This is a genomic window from Nocardioides sp. dk884 (assembly GCF_009557055.1).
Lineage (GTDB): Bacteria > Actinomycetota > Actinomycetes > Propionibacteriales > Nocardioidaceae > Nocardioides.
Genome location: NZ_CP045649.1, coordinates 2,781,068 through 2,795,114 on the forward strand (window position 1 = coordinate 2,781,068; position 14,047 = coordinate 2,795,114).

Annotated in this window: 12 protein-coding genes and 1 rRNA gene; 8 read left to right on the forward strand and 5 right to left on the reverse strand. The window is 72.6% G+C overall.

Annotated features, from left to right (window positions below; translation table 11 throughout):
• Window positions 1–124 precede the first annotated feature (124 nt).
• Window positions 125–2,863, forward strand: coding sequence for a pyruvate dehydrogenase (acetyl-transferring), homodimeric type (gene aceE / locus GFH29_RS13405; RefSeq protein ID WP_228387481.1), 2,739 nt, complete (start codon window positions 125–127; stop codon window positions 2,861–2,863).
• A 75-nt stretch (window positions 2,864–2,938) separates the two neighbouring features.
• Here aceE and GFH29_RS13410 read toward each other — a convergent pair whose 3' ends face one another.
• A complete protein-coding gene (locus tag GFH29_RS13410; protein WP_228387482.1) occupies window positions 2,939–3,901 on the reverse strand; it encodes an alpha/beta fold hydrolase in 963 nt (320 codons plus the stop codon).
• 85 nt (window positions 3,902–3,986) lie between these two features.
• On the opposite strand from GFH29_RS13410, the gene GFH29_RS13415 reads away from it, so the two are divergent.
• The 6 genes from GFH29_RS13415 (at window position 3,987) to GFH29_RS13440 (ending at window position 10,549) form a co-directional block, all read left to right on the forward strand.
• Window positions 3,987–5,189 (forward strand): PucR family transcriptional regulator, encoded by a 1,203-nt coding sequence (locus GFH29_RS13415; RefSeq protein ID WP_228387483.1) that lies wholly within the window; start codon window positions 3,987–3,989, stop codon window positions 5,187–5,189.
• A 106-nt stretch (window positions 5,190–5,295) separates the two neighbouring features.
• On the forward strand, window positions 5,296–6,480 hold the full coding sequence (locus tag GFH29_RS13420) for an acyltransferase domain-containing protein (protein ID WP_153324340.1): 1,185 nt from the start codon (window positions 5,296–5,298) through the stop codon (window positions 6,478–6,480).
• Window positions 6,480–7,481 (forward strand): beta-ketoacyl-ACP synthase III, encoded by a 1,002-nt coding sequence (locus GFH29_RS13425; protein WP_153324341.1) that lies wholly within the window; start codon window positions 6,480–6,482, stop codon window positions 7,479–7,481. The genes GFH29_RS13420 and GFH29_RS13425 overlap by 1 nt, the downstream gene beginning before the upstream one ends.
• A 93-nt stretch (window positions 7,482–7,574) precedes the next feature.
• Window positions 7,575–7,820, forward strand: coding sequence for an acyl carrier protein (locus tag GFH29_RS13430; protein ID WP_153324342.1), 246 nt, complete (start codon window positions 7,575–7,577; stop codon window positions 7,818–7,820).
• A gap of 36 nt (window positions 7,821–7,856) precedes the next feature.
• Window positions 7,857–9,107 (forward strand): beta-ketoacyl-[acyl-carrier-protein] synthase family protein, encoded by a 1,251-nt coding sequence (locus GFH29_RS13435; RefSeq protein ID WP_153324343.1) that lies wholly within the window; start codon window positions 7,857–7,859, stop codon window positions 9,105–9,107.
• Complete coding sequence (locus tag GFH29_RS13440; protein WP_153324344.1) at window positions 9,107–10,549, forward strand: acyl-CoA carboxylase subunit beta; 1,443 nt, start codon at window positions 9,107–9,109, stop codon at window positions 10,547–10,549. Before GFH29_RS13435 ends, GFH29_RS13440 begins: the two co-directional genes overlap by 1 nt.
• 73 nt (window positions 10,550–10,622) lie before the next feature.
• On the opposite strand, the gene GFH29_RS13445 is transcribed toward GFH29_RS13440, so the two are convergent.
• Entirely contained in the window at window positions 10,623–11,141 is a 519-nt protein-coding gene (locus GFH29_RS13445; RefSeq protein WP_153324345.1) for a DUF3145 domain-containing protein, read from the reverse strand.
• A 160-nt stretch (window positions 11,142–11,301) separates the two neighbouring features.
• Complete coding sequence (locus tag GFH29_RS13450; protein WP_194289092.1) at window positions 11,302–12,141, reverse strand: PP2C family protein-serine/threonine phosphatase; 840 nt, start codon at window positions 12,139–12,141, stop codon at window positions 11,302–11,304.
• 89 nt (window positions 12,142–12,230) lie between these two features.
• Between GFH29_RS13450 and GFH29_RS13455 the strand changes: the two genes are divergently transcribed.
• A complete protein-coding gene (locus GFH29_RS13455; protein ID WP_153324347.1) occupies window positions 12,231–12,755 on the forward strand; it encodes a hypothetical protein in 525 nt (174 codons plus the stop codon).
• Here the strand turns inward: GFH29_RS13455 and GFH29_RS13460 are convergent, their stop codons facing one another.
• Window positions 12,756–13,730, reverse strand: coding sequence for a tetratricopeptide repeat protein (locus GFH29_RS13460; RefSeq protein ID WP_153324348.1), 975 nt, complete (start codon window positions 13,728–13,730; stop codon window positions 12,756–12,758).
• 92 nt (window positions 13,731–13,822) lie between these two features.
• Window positions 13,823–13,939, reverse strand: a 5S ribosomal RNA gene (gene rrf, locus GFH29_RS13465).
• Between the last annotated feature and the right edge of the window lie 108 nt (window positions 13,940–14,047).

A 14,047-nucleotide genomic window follows, 5' to 3' on the forward strand; every position in this document is an offset into this window, starting at 1 on the left:
GGCGCACCCCGTTCCCTCATCTACTGGGCGGTAGATACCGCCTACTTTCGCGGCGTGGGAACATGGCCGGGTGACCGAGGAAACACCCTTCCCTTCAGGCACTCGCTCCGGCAGCACCCCTTCTGTGATCCACGAGGGCCTGCCGACCCAGCTGCCGGACATCGACCCTGACGAGACCGCGGACTGGCTCGCCTCCTTCGACGCGCTCGTCGACGAGCGCGGCCGCTCCCGCGCCCGCTACATGATGCTGCGCCTGCTCGAGCGCGCCCGTGAGATGCAGGTCGGGGTGCCCGCCCTGCGCTCCACCGACTACATCAACACGATCCCGCCCGAGCGCGAGCCGTGGTTCCCGGGCGATGAGGAGATCGAGCGCCGCATCCGCGCCTTCATCCGGTGGAACGCCGCGGTGATGGTCTCCAGCGCCAACCGCAAGGGTCTGGAGGTCGGCGGCCACATCGCCACCTACCAGTCCTCCGCGAGCCTCTACGAGGTCGGCTTCAACCACTTCTTCCGCGGCAAGGACCACCCCGGCGGCGGCGACCAGATCTACTTCCAGGGCCACGCCTCCCCCGGCATCTACGCCCGCGCGTTCCTCGAGGGACGCCTGGAGGAGGAGCAGCTCTACCGCTTCCGCCAGGAGGTCCAGCACGGCACCGGCAAGGGCCTGTCCTCCTACCCGCACCCCCGCCTGATGCCGGACTTCTGGGAGTTCCCCACGGTCTCCATGGGCCTCACCGGCATCAACTCGATCTACCAGGCGCGGTTCAACCGCTACCTGCACAACCGCGGCATCAAGGACACCAGCGACCAGCACGTCTGGGCGTTCCTCGGCGACGGCGAGATGGCCGAGCCCGAGTCGCTCGGCGCGATCCGGATCGCCGCCCGCGAGGAGCTCGACAACCTCACCTGGGTCATCAACTGCAACCTGCAGCAGCTCGACGGCCCGGTCACCGGCAACGGCAAGATCATCCAGGAGCTGGAGGCCAACTTCCGCGGCGCCGGCTGGAACGTGATCAAGGTCGTGTGGGGCCGCGAGTGGGACGACCTGCTCGCCCGCGACGTCAACGGCGTGCTGGTGAACAAGATGAACACCACCGCGGACGGCGACTTCCAGACCTACTCGGTCGAGGACGGCGCCTACACCCGCGAGCACTTCTTCGGCGGCGACGAGCGGCTGCGCAAGATGGTCGAGCACATGAGCGACGCGCAGATCGCCAAGCTGCCGCGTGGTGGCCACGACTATCGCAAGGTCTACGCCGCGTTCGACGCCGCGACCAAGCACGTCGGCCAGCCGACGGTCATCTTGGCCAAGACGGTCAAGGGCTGGACGATCGACGCCCTCGAGGGCAAGAACGCCACCCACCAGATGAAGAAGCTGACCCCGGAGGACATCAAGCGCTTCCGCGACCGCCTCTACCTCCCGATCTCCGACCGCGACCTGGAGCGCTCTTATGAGGAGACCGGCGCCGCGCCGTTCTTCCACCCGGGCGCCGAGTCGCCGGAGATCCAGTACATGATGGAGCGCCGCCGTCAGCTCGGCGGCTCCGTCCCGCGCCGCGTGCAGCGCTCCAAGCCCCTGACGCTCCCCTCGGACGCGGCGTACAAGGACCTCAAGCAGGGCGGCGGCAAGAACAAGATCGCCACCACGATGGCCGTCGTACGCCTGCTCAAGGAGTGGATGCGCGACCCCGAGATCGGCAAGCGCCTGGTCCCGATCGCGCCGGACGAGTACCGCACCTTCGGCATGGACGCGATGTTCCCGAGCGCGAAGGTCTACAACCCGGCCGGCCAGCAGTACGAGTCGGTCGACCGCAAGTTGTTGCTCTCCTACAAGGAGTCCAAGCAGGGCCAGATGCTCCACGAGGGCATCTCCGAGGCCGGCGCCGTCGCCTCGGCGACGGCCGCCGGGTCGGCGTACGCCACCCACGGCGAGCCGATGATCCCGTTCTACATCTTCTACTCGATGTTCGGGTTCCAGCGCACCGGCGACTCGATCTGGGCGATGGCCGACCAGCTCTCCCGCGGCTTCCTGATCGGCGCCACCGCCGGTCGCACCACGCTGACCGGCGAGGGCCTGCAGCACGCCGACGGCCACTCCCCGCTGCTGGCGGCGACCAACCCGGCGGTCGTGCACTACGACCCGGCGCACGCCTACGAGATCGCGCACATCATGCAGAACGGTCTCGAGCGGATGTACGGCACCGGCGGCCCCGCGGGCAACGGCGAGAACGTCATCTACTACGTGACCGTCTACAACGAGCCGGTCACCCAGCCGGCGGAGCCGGCCGACGTCGACGTCGAGGGCATCCTCAAGGGCATGCACCAGACGGCCGTCGCCGAGGGCGAGGGCCCGCGGGTCACCCTGCTCGGCTCCGGCGTGGGCTACCCCTGGATCGAGGACGCGGCGCGGATCCTGCGCGAGGACTGGGGCGTGCAGGCCGACCTGTGGTCGGTCACCTCCTGGAACGAGCTCGCCCGCGACGCCATCGCGGCCGAGGAGTGGAACCTGCTGCACCCGGGCGAGTCCTTGCGCACGTCGTACGTCGAGGAGCGCCTCGTCGACGTCGAGGGCCCGGTCGTCGCGGTGTCGGACTTCATGCGGGCCGTCCCGCTGCAGATCGCGCGCTGGGTGCCCGGGGACTACCGCGTGCTCGGCGCCGACGGGTTCGGCTTCGCCGACACCCGCCCGGCCGCGCGCCGGTTCTTCCACATCGACGCCCAGTCCGTCGTCGTCCAGGCGCTGCAGGCGCTCGCCGACGCCGGGCAGATCGACCCCGCCCAGGTGGAGAAGGCGTTCACCACCTACCGCATCGACGACCCGACGGCGGTCGCCGACGTGGAGCAGGAGGGCGGCGACGCCTGAGTCGCCTCCGCACCCGTGCCAGGGCCCGTCACGCCTCGCGTGGCGGGCCCTGGCGCGTCCGCGGGGCCTGTCGGGTCAGGCGGGGCCGTTGGCGACCGCGTGCAGCGGGTCGCTCGCCGGGTCACTCATCGGGGCCGCGCCGGTGCGCAGCAGCGCGCGCCAGCGCGCACGGGAGTACGTCGCGGGCGGCGTCTCCTCGACGAAGTCGGCCAGGAGGCGGGCGAAGCGCACCGGGTGGTCCTTGTGCGGGAAGTGCCCGGCGTCGTCCAGGATCTCGACCCGCGCCGCCGGGGCGAGGCGGGCCACGACCTCGGCGTGCTCGACCGGGATCACCGCGTCGTCACGACCCCAGAGCACCGCCATCGGCAGCGCGCTGGTGAGGTAGGCCCGGTCCGCCATCGTGACGATCTGGCCCTGCCAGTCCACCACCGCGCGCACGACGTGGCGCAGCGCGTGGCGAGTCGCCGGGTCGCGCAGCGAGTCATAGATCGTGGCGACCTCGCCGAGGTCGCGGGTGCGCGGCAGCCCGCTCGCCGCGAGCATCCTCATGCCGACGACGCCGACGTGGCGGACTCCGGGCGCGGTGAGCACGCCCATCACCTGGTGGAAGCCGGGCGTGGTGACGGCCCGCACCAGCGGCGAGACCTCGGGCCCGAGCCCGCCCGGCGCCACCAGGACCAGGCGCTCGGTGCGCTCGGGGAACTGGTAGGCGAACTGCATCGCCACCCCACCGCCGAGGCTGTGCCCGACCACCGTCACCCGGTTGATGCCCAGGACGGTGAGCAGGTCGCGCATCGCGTTGGCGTAGCCGCCGACGCTGTAGTCGGCGCGCGGCTTGTCGGAGCTGCCGTGGCCGAGCAGATCGGGGGCGATGACGGTGTGGCGCCGCGCGAGCTCGTCGATGACCGGTGACCAGGTGGTGTGGTCGCAGCCCATCCCGTGCAGGAGCAGCAGCACCGGCCCGGTCCCGACCTTGACGAAGGCGCGCCGGTGACCGTGGATCGTCACCGACTGCACCTCGTGCGCCGCCTCAGCCACCACCGTCTCCCGCCGTCGAAGCCAGAGGACCGATTCAACCAGACCGGGGCCTGCGCGGCGGGCGGACGCGGTCTAGCCTCGGGGCGTGTCCCGCCGCGTTCCCGTCACCGCTCACCCCCGCGCCACCGCCGCCCTGCGACGCGCGACCGGCTCGCTGAGCACCGCGGCGATGGCCCGCATGGAGACCGAGTACGCCTGGTTCCGCGCCCTGAGCGCCGAGGACCGCTCCTGGGTCGGGATGATCGTCCAGGCCGGCGTCAAGGGCTTCGTGGACTGGTACCGCCGCGACCCGGGGCAGGCGCCGGCCCCCGAGGGCTCGCTGCTGGCCGCCTCGATCTTCGGCGCGGCGCCGCGTGCGCTCGCCGGCGTGATCACCCTGCGCCAGACCGTCGACCTGGTGCGTCTCTCGATCGAGGTGGTCGAGTCCAACCTCGACGACCTGCTCGACGCCGAGGACTCCGCCGACGCCCACGTCGCGGTCTCCCGCTATGCCCGCGAGATCGCCTTCGCGACCGCCGAGGTCTACGCCCGTGCCGCGGAGGTCCGCGGCGCCTGGGACGCCCGGCTCGAGGCGCTCGTGGTGGATGCCGTGCTGCGCGCCGAGACCGACGAGGCCATGCTCTCGCGGGCCAGCGCGCTCGGCTGGTCGGCGCGCGGCGACGTGGCGGTCGTGCTCGGCGCCGCGCCCGCACGTCGTACCGAGACCGACCTCTTCGAGGAGGTACGCCGGGTCGCGCGGGCAGCGGGACTGGAGGCCCTCTGCGCGGTGCAGGGCGAGCGCCTGGTCGTGGTGCTCGGCGGCGCCGACGACACGCGCGCGGCCGGTGCCGCGGTCGCCGACCTCTTCGGGGACGGCCCCGTCGTGGTGGGCCCGGTGGTCAGCGACCTCGGCGCTGCTCACGCCTCCGCGCGAGCAGCCCTCTCCGCCCACCGCGCCGCGGCCGGCTGGCCCGAGGCGCCGCGGCCGGTGCTGAGCGACGAGCTGCTGCCCGAGCGGGTGCTCGCCGGCGACGGCCACGCCCGCCGGCTGCTGGTCGACGAGGTCTACCTGCCGCTCGTGCGGGCCCGGGCGGCGCTCGCGGAGACCCTCGCGGCGTACTTCGGGGCGGGCGGCTCGATCGAGGGCACCGCGCGCCTGCTCTTCGTGCACCCCAACACCGTGCGCTACCGCCTGCGCCAGGCCGCCGAGGTCACCGGCTTCAGCCCCTCCGACCCCCGCGACGCCTTCACCCTCGAGATCGCGCTGGTGCTCGGCCGCCAGTCCGGGCGCGGCGCGGACGAGGTGTGACCGGGAGACCACCGGGGCTTTTTGTAGGGTTCCCACAACAGATCGCGACCGACTTTCGTGAGCGCCGGCGCGGATTCCGGGCCCGCCGACAGGCAGAGTGGTCCGTGTGCTCGTCATCGTTGCTCCCGGCCAGGGCGCCCAGTCGCCCGGCTTCCTGAGGTCCTGGCTGGAGGACCCGACCTTCGCGTCGCGGTTCGACTGGCTCTCCACCGTCGCCGGCATCGACCTCGCCCACTACGGCACCGAGGCCGACGCCGACGCCATCCGGGACACCCGGATCGCCCAGCCGCTGCTGGTCGCCACCGGTCTGGTCGCCGCCCTCGAGCTGTTCCCCCACCCCACCGACGCGTTCAGCCGCATCGGCGCGGTCGCGGGCCACAGCGTGGGCGAGCTGGCCGCGGCCGCCGGCGCCCGGGTGATCACCGCCGAGCAGGCGATGGTGCTGGTGCGCGAGCGCGGCAACGCGATGGCCGCGGCCGCCGCCGCGACCCCCACCGGGATGACCGCCGTCCTCGGCGGCGACCGCGACGAGGTGCTCGCGAAGCTCGCCGAGCACGGCCTGACCCCGGCCAACGACAACGGGCCCGGCCAGGTCGTGGCCGCCGGCACCCTGGCCCAGCTCGAGGCGTTCGCGGCCGACGGGCCGGCCAAGGCCCGCCTGATGCCGCTGAGCGTCGCCGGCGCGTTCCACACCGAGCACATGGCGCCCGCGGTCGGGCACCTGCAGAAGCTCGCCCGTTCGGTGTCGGTCCACGACCCGCGCACCCGCCTGATCTCCAACAAGGACGGCCAGGTCGTCCACGACGGCCAGGAGGTGCTGCGCCGCCTCGTCGGGCAGATCGCCAACCCGGTCCGCTGGGACCTGTGCCTGGAGACGATGGCCGACCTCGGCGTCACCGGCATCTTGGAGATGCCGCCGGCCGGCACCCTGACCGGCATCGCGAAGCGCGCCCTCAAGGGCGTCGAGACCTTCGCGCTGAAGACCCCCGACCAGCTCGAGGACGCCCGCGCGTTCTGCGACAAGCACGGCGAGGCCAGCCACTTCGGCGCCAGCCCGACCTGGCGCATGGTGGTCTCCCCGGCCAAGGGCACCTTCCACGTCGCCACCGAGGCCCGCGACCTCGGCGCGCTGCACGCCGGCGCCACGATCGGCGACGTCGCCAGCCTGCGCGACCGGATCCAGGTGACCGCCGCCCACGGCGGCCAGGTCGTCGAGTGGCTCGTCGAGGACGGCGACCCGGTCGCCCCCGGCCAGCCGCTGCTGCGCCTGCACCCCGAGGGCGCCAGCTGATGGCCATCCTCTCCCCCGCCACCGGCGCCCGGTACGCCGCGCTGAAGGGCGTCGGCGCCTACCGTCCCCGCCGGGTCGTGCCGAACTCCGAGATCGTGGACGCGATCGACTCCAGCGACGAGTGGATCCGCCAGCGCTCCGGCATCGTCTCGCGCCGCTGGGCCTCCCCGGAGGAGACCGTGCAGATGATGGCCTCCGCCGCGGCGCGCGACGCGCTCGCCGACGCCGGCGTCGAGGCCGCCCAGATCGACTGCGTCATCGTCGCCACGGTCAGCCACCTGATGCAGACCCCGGCCGTCGCCACGCTGATCGCCCACGAGCTCGGCACCGACGACGCCGCCGCCTTCGACATCTCCGCCGCGTGCGCCGGCTTCTGCCACGGCGTCGCCATGGCCAACGACATGGTCACCGGCGGCTCGGCCGGCCACGTGCTGGTCATCGGCGTCGAGCGGCTCTCCGACATCACCGACACCACCGACCGCGGCACGGCGTTCATCTTCGCCGACGGCGCCGGTGCGGCGGTGGTGGGCCCGAGCGACACCCCCGGCATCGGCCCGGTCGTGTGGGGCTCCCAGGGCGAGCACTTCGACCACATCCGGCAGCGCGAGGACTGGCGCGACGTGCTGGCCGCCGAGACGCCGCTGATGCCGCACCTCACCATGCAGGGCAACCCGGTGTTCCGCTGGGCGTCGTTCGCGATGGCCAAGATCGGCCAGGAGGCGCTCGACCGTGCCGGCATCACCGCCGACGAGCTCGACTGCTTCGTGCCGCACCAGGCCAACATGCGCATCATCGACGCGCTCGCCCGCTCGATGAAGCTGCCCGACACCGTGCGCATCGCGCGCGACATCGCCGAGATGGGCAACACCTCGGCGGCCTCGATCCCCCTCGCCCTGGAGCGCATGCGCGCCGACGGCGAGGCCCGCTCCGGTGACACGGCGCTCTTCATCGCCTTCGGCGCCGGCCTCGCGTACGCCGCGCAGGTCGTCGTCGTCCCCTGAGCCGGCCCCTCGGGGCCCGCACCACCGCAGGACCGCAGGACCGCACCACCCCAGCACCATCCACCAGCACCACCACGACCAAGGAGAAGCCCCATGGCCACCACCGAAGAGATCCGCGCCGACCTCGCCGAGATCGTCAACGAGGTCGCCGGCGTCGACGCCGCCGATGTCCAGCTCGACAAGTCCTTCGTCGACGACCTCGACGTCGACTCGCTCTCGATGGTCGAGGTCGTCGTGGCCGCCGAGGAGAAGTTCGGCGTCTCGATCCCCGACGACGAGGTCAAGAACCTCAAGACCGTCGGTGACGCCGTCGCGTTCATCGAGCGCGCCCAGGCCTGAGCCACCCCACCCCCAACGATCAGGAGCCAACACACGATGAGTCGAACCCGAGTCGTGGTCACCGGCCTCGGCACCACCAGCCCCCTGGGCGGCGACGTGGCCAGCACCTGGGAGGGCCTGCTCGCTGGGCGCTCCGGCGTGCGTCACCTCACCGAGGAGTGGGCCGCCGACCTGCCGGTCAAGATCGCGGGTCGGATCGCCATCGAGCCGACCGAGGTCCTGGAGCGGGTCAAGGCCCGCCGCCTGGACCGTTCGGCGCAGTTCGCCCTGGTCGCGGCGATGGAGGCATGGCGCGACGCCGGCCTGGAGAACGCCGTCCAGGACCACGGTCTTGACGGCGACCGGGTCGGCGTCGCCATGGCGTCGGGCATCGGTGGCGTGACCACCCTGCTCGACAACTACGACACCTTGAAGGCCAAGGGCCCGCGCCGGGTCTCCCCGCTCGCGGTGCCCATGCTGATGGCCAACGCTCCCGCCGCCAACATCAGCCTCTACGTCGGTGCCCGCGGCGCGGTGAACACCCCGATCTCGGCGTGCGCGTCGGGCAACGAGGGCATCGCCATGGCCATCGACCAGATCCGCCTGGGCCGCGCCGACGTCGTCGTCGCCGGCGGCACCGAGGCCGCGATCCACCCGCTGCCGATGGCGGCGTTCGCCAACATGATGGCGCTGTCCAAGAACGACGGGGACCCGACCACCGTGTCGCGTCCCTGGGACACCGGCCGCAACGGCTTCGTGCTGGGCGAGGGCGCCGGCGTCCTGGTGCTGGAGTCCCTCGAGCACGCCCAGGCCCGCGGCGCCCGCATCTACGCCGAGGTCCTCGGTGCCGGCATCACCGCCGACTCCCACGACATCGCCCAGCCCGACCCGGAGGGCCGCGGCGGCTCGCGCGCCATCCTGCGGGCGCTGGCGGAGTCCGACATCGACGCCTCCGCGATCAAGCACGTCAACGCGCACGCGACCTCCACGCCGCTCGGCGACATCGCCGAGGGCCTGATGCTGCACGCCACGCTGGGCGCCAGCGTCTCCGACGTGGTCGTCACCAGCACCAAGTCGATGACCGGGCACCTGCTCGGTGGCGCCGGCGCGCTCGAGGCGGTCGCGACGGTGATGGCGCTGCACGAGCGGGTCAGCCCACCCACGATCAACCTCGACGACTTGGACCCGCGGGTGGACCTGGACATCGCGACCACCGCACGTCCGCTCCCCCAGGGCGACATCGCGGCGCTCAACAACTCCTTCGGCTTCGGCGGCGCCAACGTCGCCGTCGCGTTCGGGAGCATCTGATGAGCGTCGTCGCCGCCCCCGCCTCCTCCCGCCCGGCCAAGCTGCCGCGCGAGGAGGACCCGCGCCACCCGCTCAAGCGGCTGACCGCGCTCTTCGACGACGGCACGCTGGAGCTGATCAGCCCCGACGACGACTCCGGCATGCTCGCGGCGACCGGACACGTCGACGGCGCCCCCGTCGTCGCCTTCTGCTCCGACGCCACCGTCATGGGCGGCGCGATGGGCGACCTCGGCTGCCGAGTCGTCGTGGACGCCTACCACCGCGCGATGACCGACCGGGTGCCGATCATCGGGCTGTGGCACTCCGGCGGCGCCCGGCTCGCCGAGGGCGTGCTCTCGCTGCACGCGGTCGGCCGGATCTTCCAGGTGATGACCCAGGCCTCGGGCAAGATCCCGCAGGTCTCGGTGGTGCTCGGCCCGGCCGCCGGCGGCGCGGCGTACGGCCCGGCGCTCACCGACGTGGTGATCCTCGGTCCCGAGGGCCGCATCTTCGTCACCGGGCCCGACGTCGTCCGCTCGGTCACCGGCGAGGACGTCGACATGCTGCGCCTCGGCGGCCCGGAGCCGCACGGTCGTCGATCCGGCGTCGTGCACGTGCTGACCGACACCGAGGCGGAGGCCCTGGAGCGGGCGCGCGCCATCGCCAGCCTGCTCGGTGCGCAGGGCAGCCTGCGCGTCAGCGACGTGGCGGACCGCGACCTCGAGGCACTGCTGCCGGAGTCGCGCAAGCGCGCCTACGACGTGCACCCGCTGGTCGAGGCCGTGCTCGACGAGGGCACCGTGCAGGAGCTGCACACCCGCTGGGCGCCCAACGTCGTGACCGCCCTGGGCCGCTTCGGCGGGCGCACGGTCGGCGTGGTGGCCAACAACCCCCTGCGCCTGGGCGGCTGCCTGGACTCCGCCTCCGCTGAGAAGTCCGCGCGGTTCGTGCGGATGTGCGATGCCTTCGGGATCCCGCTCATCGTCCTCGTGGACGTCCCGGGCTACCTGCCCGGTGTCGGGCAGGAGTGGGACGGCGTGGTGCGCCGCGGCGCCAAGCTGCTGCACGCCTTCGGCGAGTGCGTGGTCCCCCGGGTCACCCTGGTGACCCGCAAGACCTACGGCGGGGCCTACATCGCGATGAACTCCCGCTCGCTGGGCGCCACCAAGGTGCTGGCCTGGCCGGGTGCCGAGGTCGCGGTCATGGGCGCCGTCGCGGCGGTGCGCATCCTGCACCGCCGGCGCCTGGCCGAGGTCGAGCCCGACCTGCGCGCGCAGGTCGAGAACGAGCTCGCCGCCGAGCACGAGCGGATCGCCGGCGGCGTCGAGCGCGCCGTCGAGATCGGCGTCGTCGACGAGGTCGTCGCCCCCGCCGAAACCCGCTCCGCGATCGCCCGGGCCATCGACGAGGCCGTCCAGACCGACGGCGTACGCCGCGGGAACCACGGCAACATCCCGCTCTGAGGAACCGCACGCACGACGAAGGCCCCCACCTGTCGGTGGGGGCCTTCGTCGTGGAGCAGGAGGATCGCGCCGCTCAGACGACCTGGTGCAGCCAGCGCACCGGCGCGCCGTCACCGGCGTGGCGGAACGTCTCGAGCTCGTCGTCCCAGGGCTTGCCGAGCAGCTTGTCGATCTCGACGAGGACAGTGGTCTCACCGAGCGCGGCCTTGACCACGGCGGCCTTGAGCCGGTCCTCGGGGATCATGATGTCGCCGTGGATGCCCGTGACGGCGTGGAAGACGCCGAGCTCGGGGGTGTAGGAGTAGCGGGCGCCCTCGGTCCCGGACGTCGGCTCCTCGGTGATCTCGAAGCGCAGCTGGTTCCAGCCGCGCAGCGCCGAGGCGATGGCGGCCGCGGAACCCGTCGATCCGCTCCAGGAGAGCTCGGCACGGTAGGTGCCGGCCTGCGCCGGCTGAGGCGTCCAGTCCAGGCTCACGGGCACGCCGAGGACACCGCCCACGGCCCACTCGATGTGTGGGCACAACGCGGACGGCGCGGAGTGAACGTAAAGTACGCCCCTCGTCGCCGAGCGGCTGGTGGTGCGTGCGGTCACGGTGACCTCCTCCTTCTCCGGCGCGAGCTACGCCTTCCCCAGCGGTCTCGTCATGGAGGAGAGATCAGTCGTGTGACACAGGTTCAGTTCTCGGACCATTGTGGCCCATGATGCGCCTGCGCACCAGTGGTGTGAGGCGCGTGTCGCAAAAGTAGCGTGTTCAGGCGTTCCACGTGTGGGTGGGCGAGACGACGTTGGCGCCGTCGCGGACCGCACCGAGCAGCAGCCCGGGACCGCGCGGCGACGCCGCGGACGCCTCGGCCTCGTCGATGTCGACCAGGTCCAAGACCACGCAGGTGATGTTGTCGCGCCCGCCCGCCGCGAGCGCCGCGTGGACCAGGGCGGTCACCGCCTGCGCCGCGGCACCCTCGCGCAGCGTCCCTGCGATCGCCTCGTCGTCGACCAGGTCGCTCAGGCCGTCGGTGCACAGCAGCAGCCGATCGCCCGCGCGCACGTCGGCCACCGCGATGTCCGGGCCGGCGTCGGCCGGGTCGCCGTCGAGCGTGCGGAGCACGACCTTGCGCCACGGGTGGGTGGCCAGCACCGCGGCCGAGACACGCGACGTACGACGCAGCTGCTCGGCATAGGTGTGGTCACCGGAGAGCTGGGTCAGCACGCCGTCGCGCCAGCGGTAGGCACGCGAGTCCCCGACGTGCCCGAGCGCGACCTGCGCGCCGTCGCATGCCACCACCGTCAACGTGGTCGACATGCCGAGGCGGTTCAGGTCGCGCTGCACGGCGAAGCGGACCGCGGCCCGCGCGGCGTCCGTGGCGGCCGCGACCCGGGCCTCGAGGGCATCCGGCGGTCCGGCCGCGAACCAGCAGGCGCGCCAGCACGAGACGAGTGCGTCCACAGCCGTGGCGGAGGCGACCTCACCTGCCGCCGCTCCCCCGACCCCGTCCGCGACGACGGCGACCGAGCGCCCGACGTACCCCGAGTCCTCGTTGTGGACGCGCACCAGGCCGACCTCGCTCACTCCCGAGCCCGCGAAGCCGAGCATGGACCCCTCCTCTGCTGATCGTGAGTACAGCGTCGTGTGTTCGGCGCGGTCAAGCATGTAGGCGTCCGTCGTGGCCTACGCTCCGGGCCGTGGACCAGCCTGCGGACCAGCCCGCGCCCCTGACCGTCGTGCACCGCCGGGGCGCGCGTCTCGCGCTCACCGTGGTGGTCGGCGCAGCAGTGGTCGGCGCCATCGCGTGGTACGCCAACAGCCCGGCTTCCCTGCCCACGTCCGAGCAGCCCGTGCTGGCCTCGACGCCCGCGGGGGTCCCGGTCCATGTCGGCGTCTTCGGCGCCGAGCCCGACTTCGACAGGACCCTCGCGCTGAGCGGGGTGCGGGTCCGGGTGACCTCCGACGTCCCGGTCGAGGTGGAGCCGCTGCTGTGCCGCGGCGGCTCGTTCCGAGTCACCACCGTCCCGAGCACCTTCTGCGCGGACCTGCTCGACACCGAGGGCGAGAGCCTGACCCCGGGAGACACCGTCGTCCTGCGCATCAGCGGCGACCACGCAGGAACCGTGCAGATCGACCGGGTGCGCCTGGCCTTCCGCGAGGGCATCCAGCGGGGCGTGCGCCCCGCCGGAGCCCCCAGCCGGGTGACCGTGCTCGGCCGCTGATCAGTCTGCGAGGCGCTTCTCGAGGGCCTCGGCGCGGTCGGCCGCGTCGGTGAGCTCCTCGGCGTCGATCGCGTTGGTGCGGTGGAACCACGCCAGCGCGTCGGTGTAGCGCCCAGCGGCCTCGAGGGTGTCGGCGTAGGCGTAGCGCAGCCGCACGACCCAGGAGGAGCGAGTCTTGTTGTTGAGCGGCGCCAGCTCCAGCGTCCGGAGAGCGGCGTCGAACTGGCCGAGGTCCCGGCGGGCGCCGGCCTCGACGATCGTCATCTCCGCCTTGGCCTCGGGGGCGAAGTTCACCACCGACGGGCTCTTGGCGAGCTTGAGCGCCTGCTCGGGCTGACCGAGGGCACGGTGGCAGTCCGCCATGATCGGCAGGTACGCCGTGGCGCCGTTCATCCGCTTCGCCGCACGCAGCTCGGCGAGCGCCTCGGCGTAGTGTCCGGCGGCGTACGCCGCCTCGCCCACGGCCTCGCGGACGACGGCGAGCCGTGCCGCACGGGCCCGGGCGGCCATCGCGTGCTGGTAGGCGAGCTCGGGGTCGGTGTCGATGAAGTGCCCCGCGGCCACGAGGTGCCGCGCGATCCGGGCCGCGAGCTTCTCGGGCAGCCCCTTCAGCTGGGCGCCGACCGAGCGGTCGAGCTCATCACCGGAGATCTCGGGGGGCAGCTCGGGGCCGTCGTAGCGCGCCTGGTCACCGGTGCGCGGAGCACGCTCACGGCTATCGGAGCGACCGCCACGGTCGGGCCGGCCACCCCGCTCGGGGCGCCCGCCGCTGCGCGTACGGTCGCCGCCGCGCTCGGGACGTCCGCCACGGTCCGGCCGGTCGCCGCTGCGGGAACGCTCGCCGCCGCGCTCGGGGCGCTCGCTGCCGCGTCCACCGCTCTGCGGCTTGCCGCCGGAGGGCCTGCCACCCGAGGGGCGACCGCCGCGTCCGGGTCCGTCGCCCTGAGGGCGCTGGTTGCGTCGCTGGTCAGCCATCTGATCTGTGCTCCTGGGTCTGGCGTGGAACGCCGAATTCTATGACGAAATGCACGTAGGGGCCACCAGATGGTGGCCCCTACGGAATATTTGTCCGGCGGCGTCCTACTCTCCCACAACCTCTCGGTTGCAGTACCATCGGCGCTGAAAGGCTTAACTTCCGGGTTCGGGATGGGACCGGGTGTTTCCCTTTCGCTATGGCCGCCGTAACTCTATCGACTCCACCCATCAACACCCGCCGCAAAAAGTTGGGGTGTGTATCTGGGGAGCCAAGCCACTATTCACATGTTGTGCATGTGGTGTTGTGTTGGATCGTG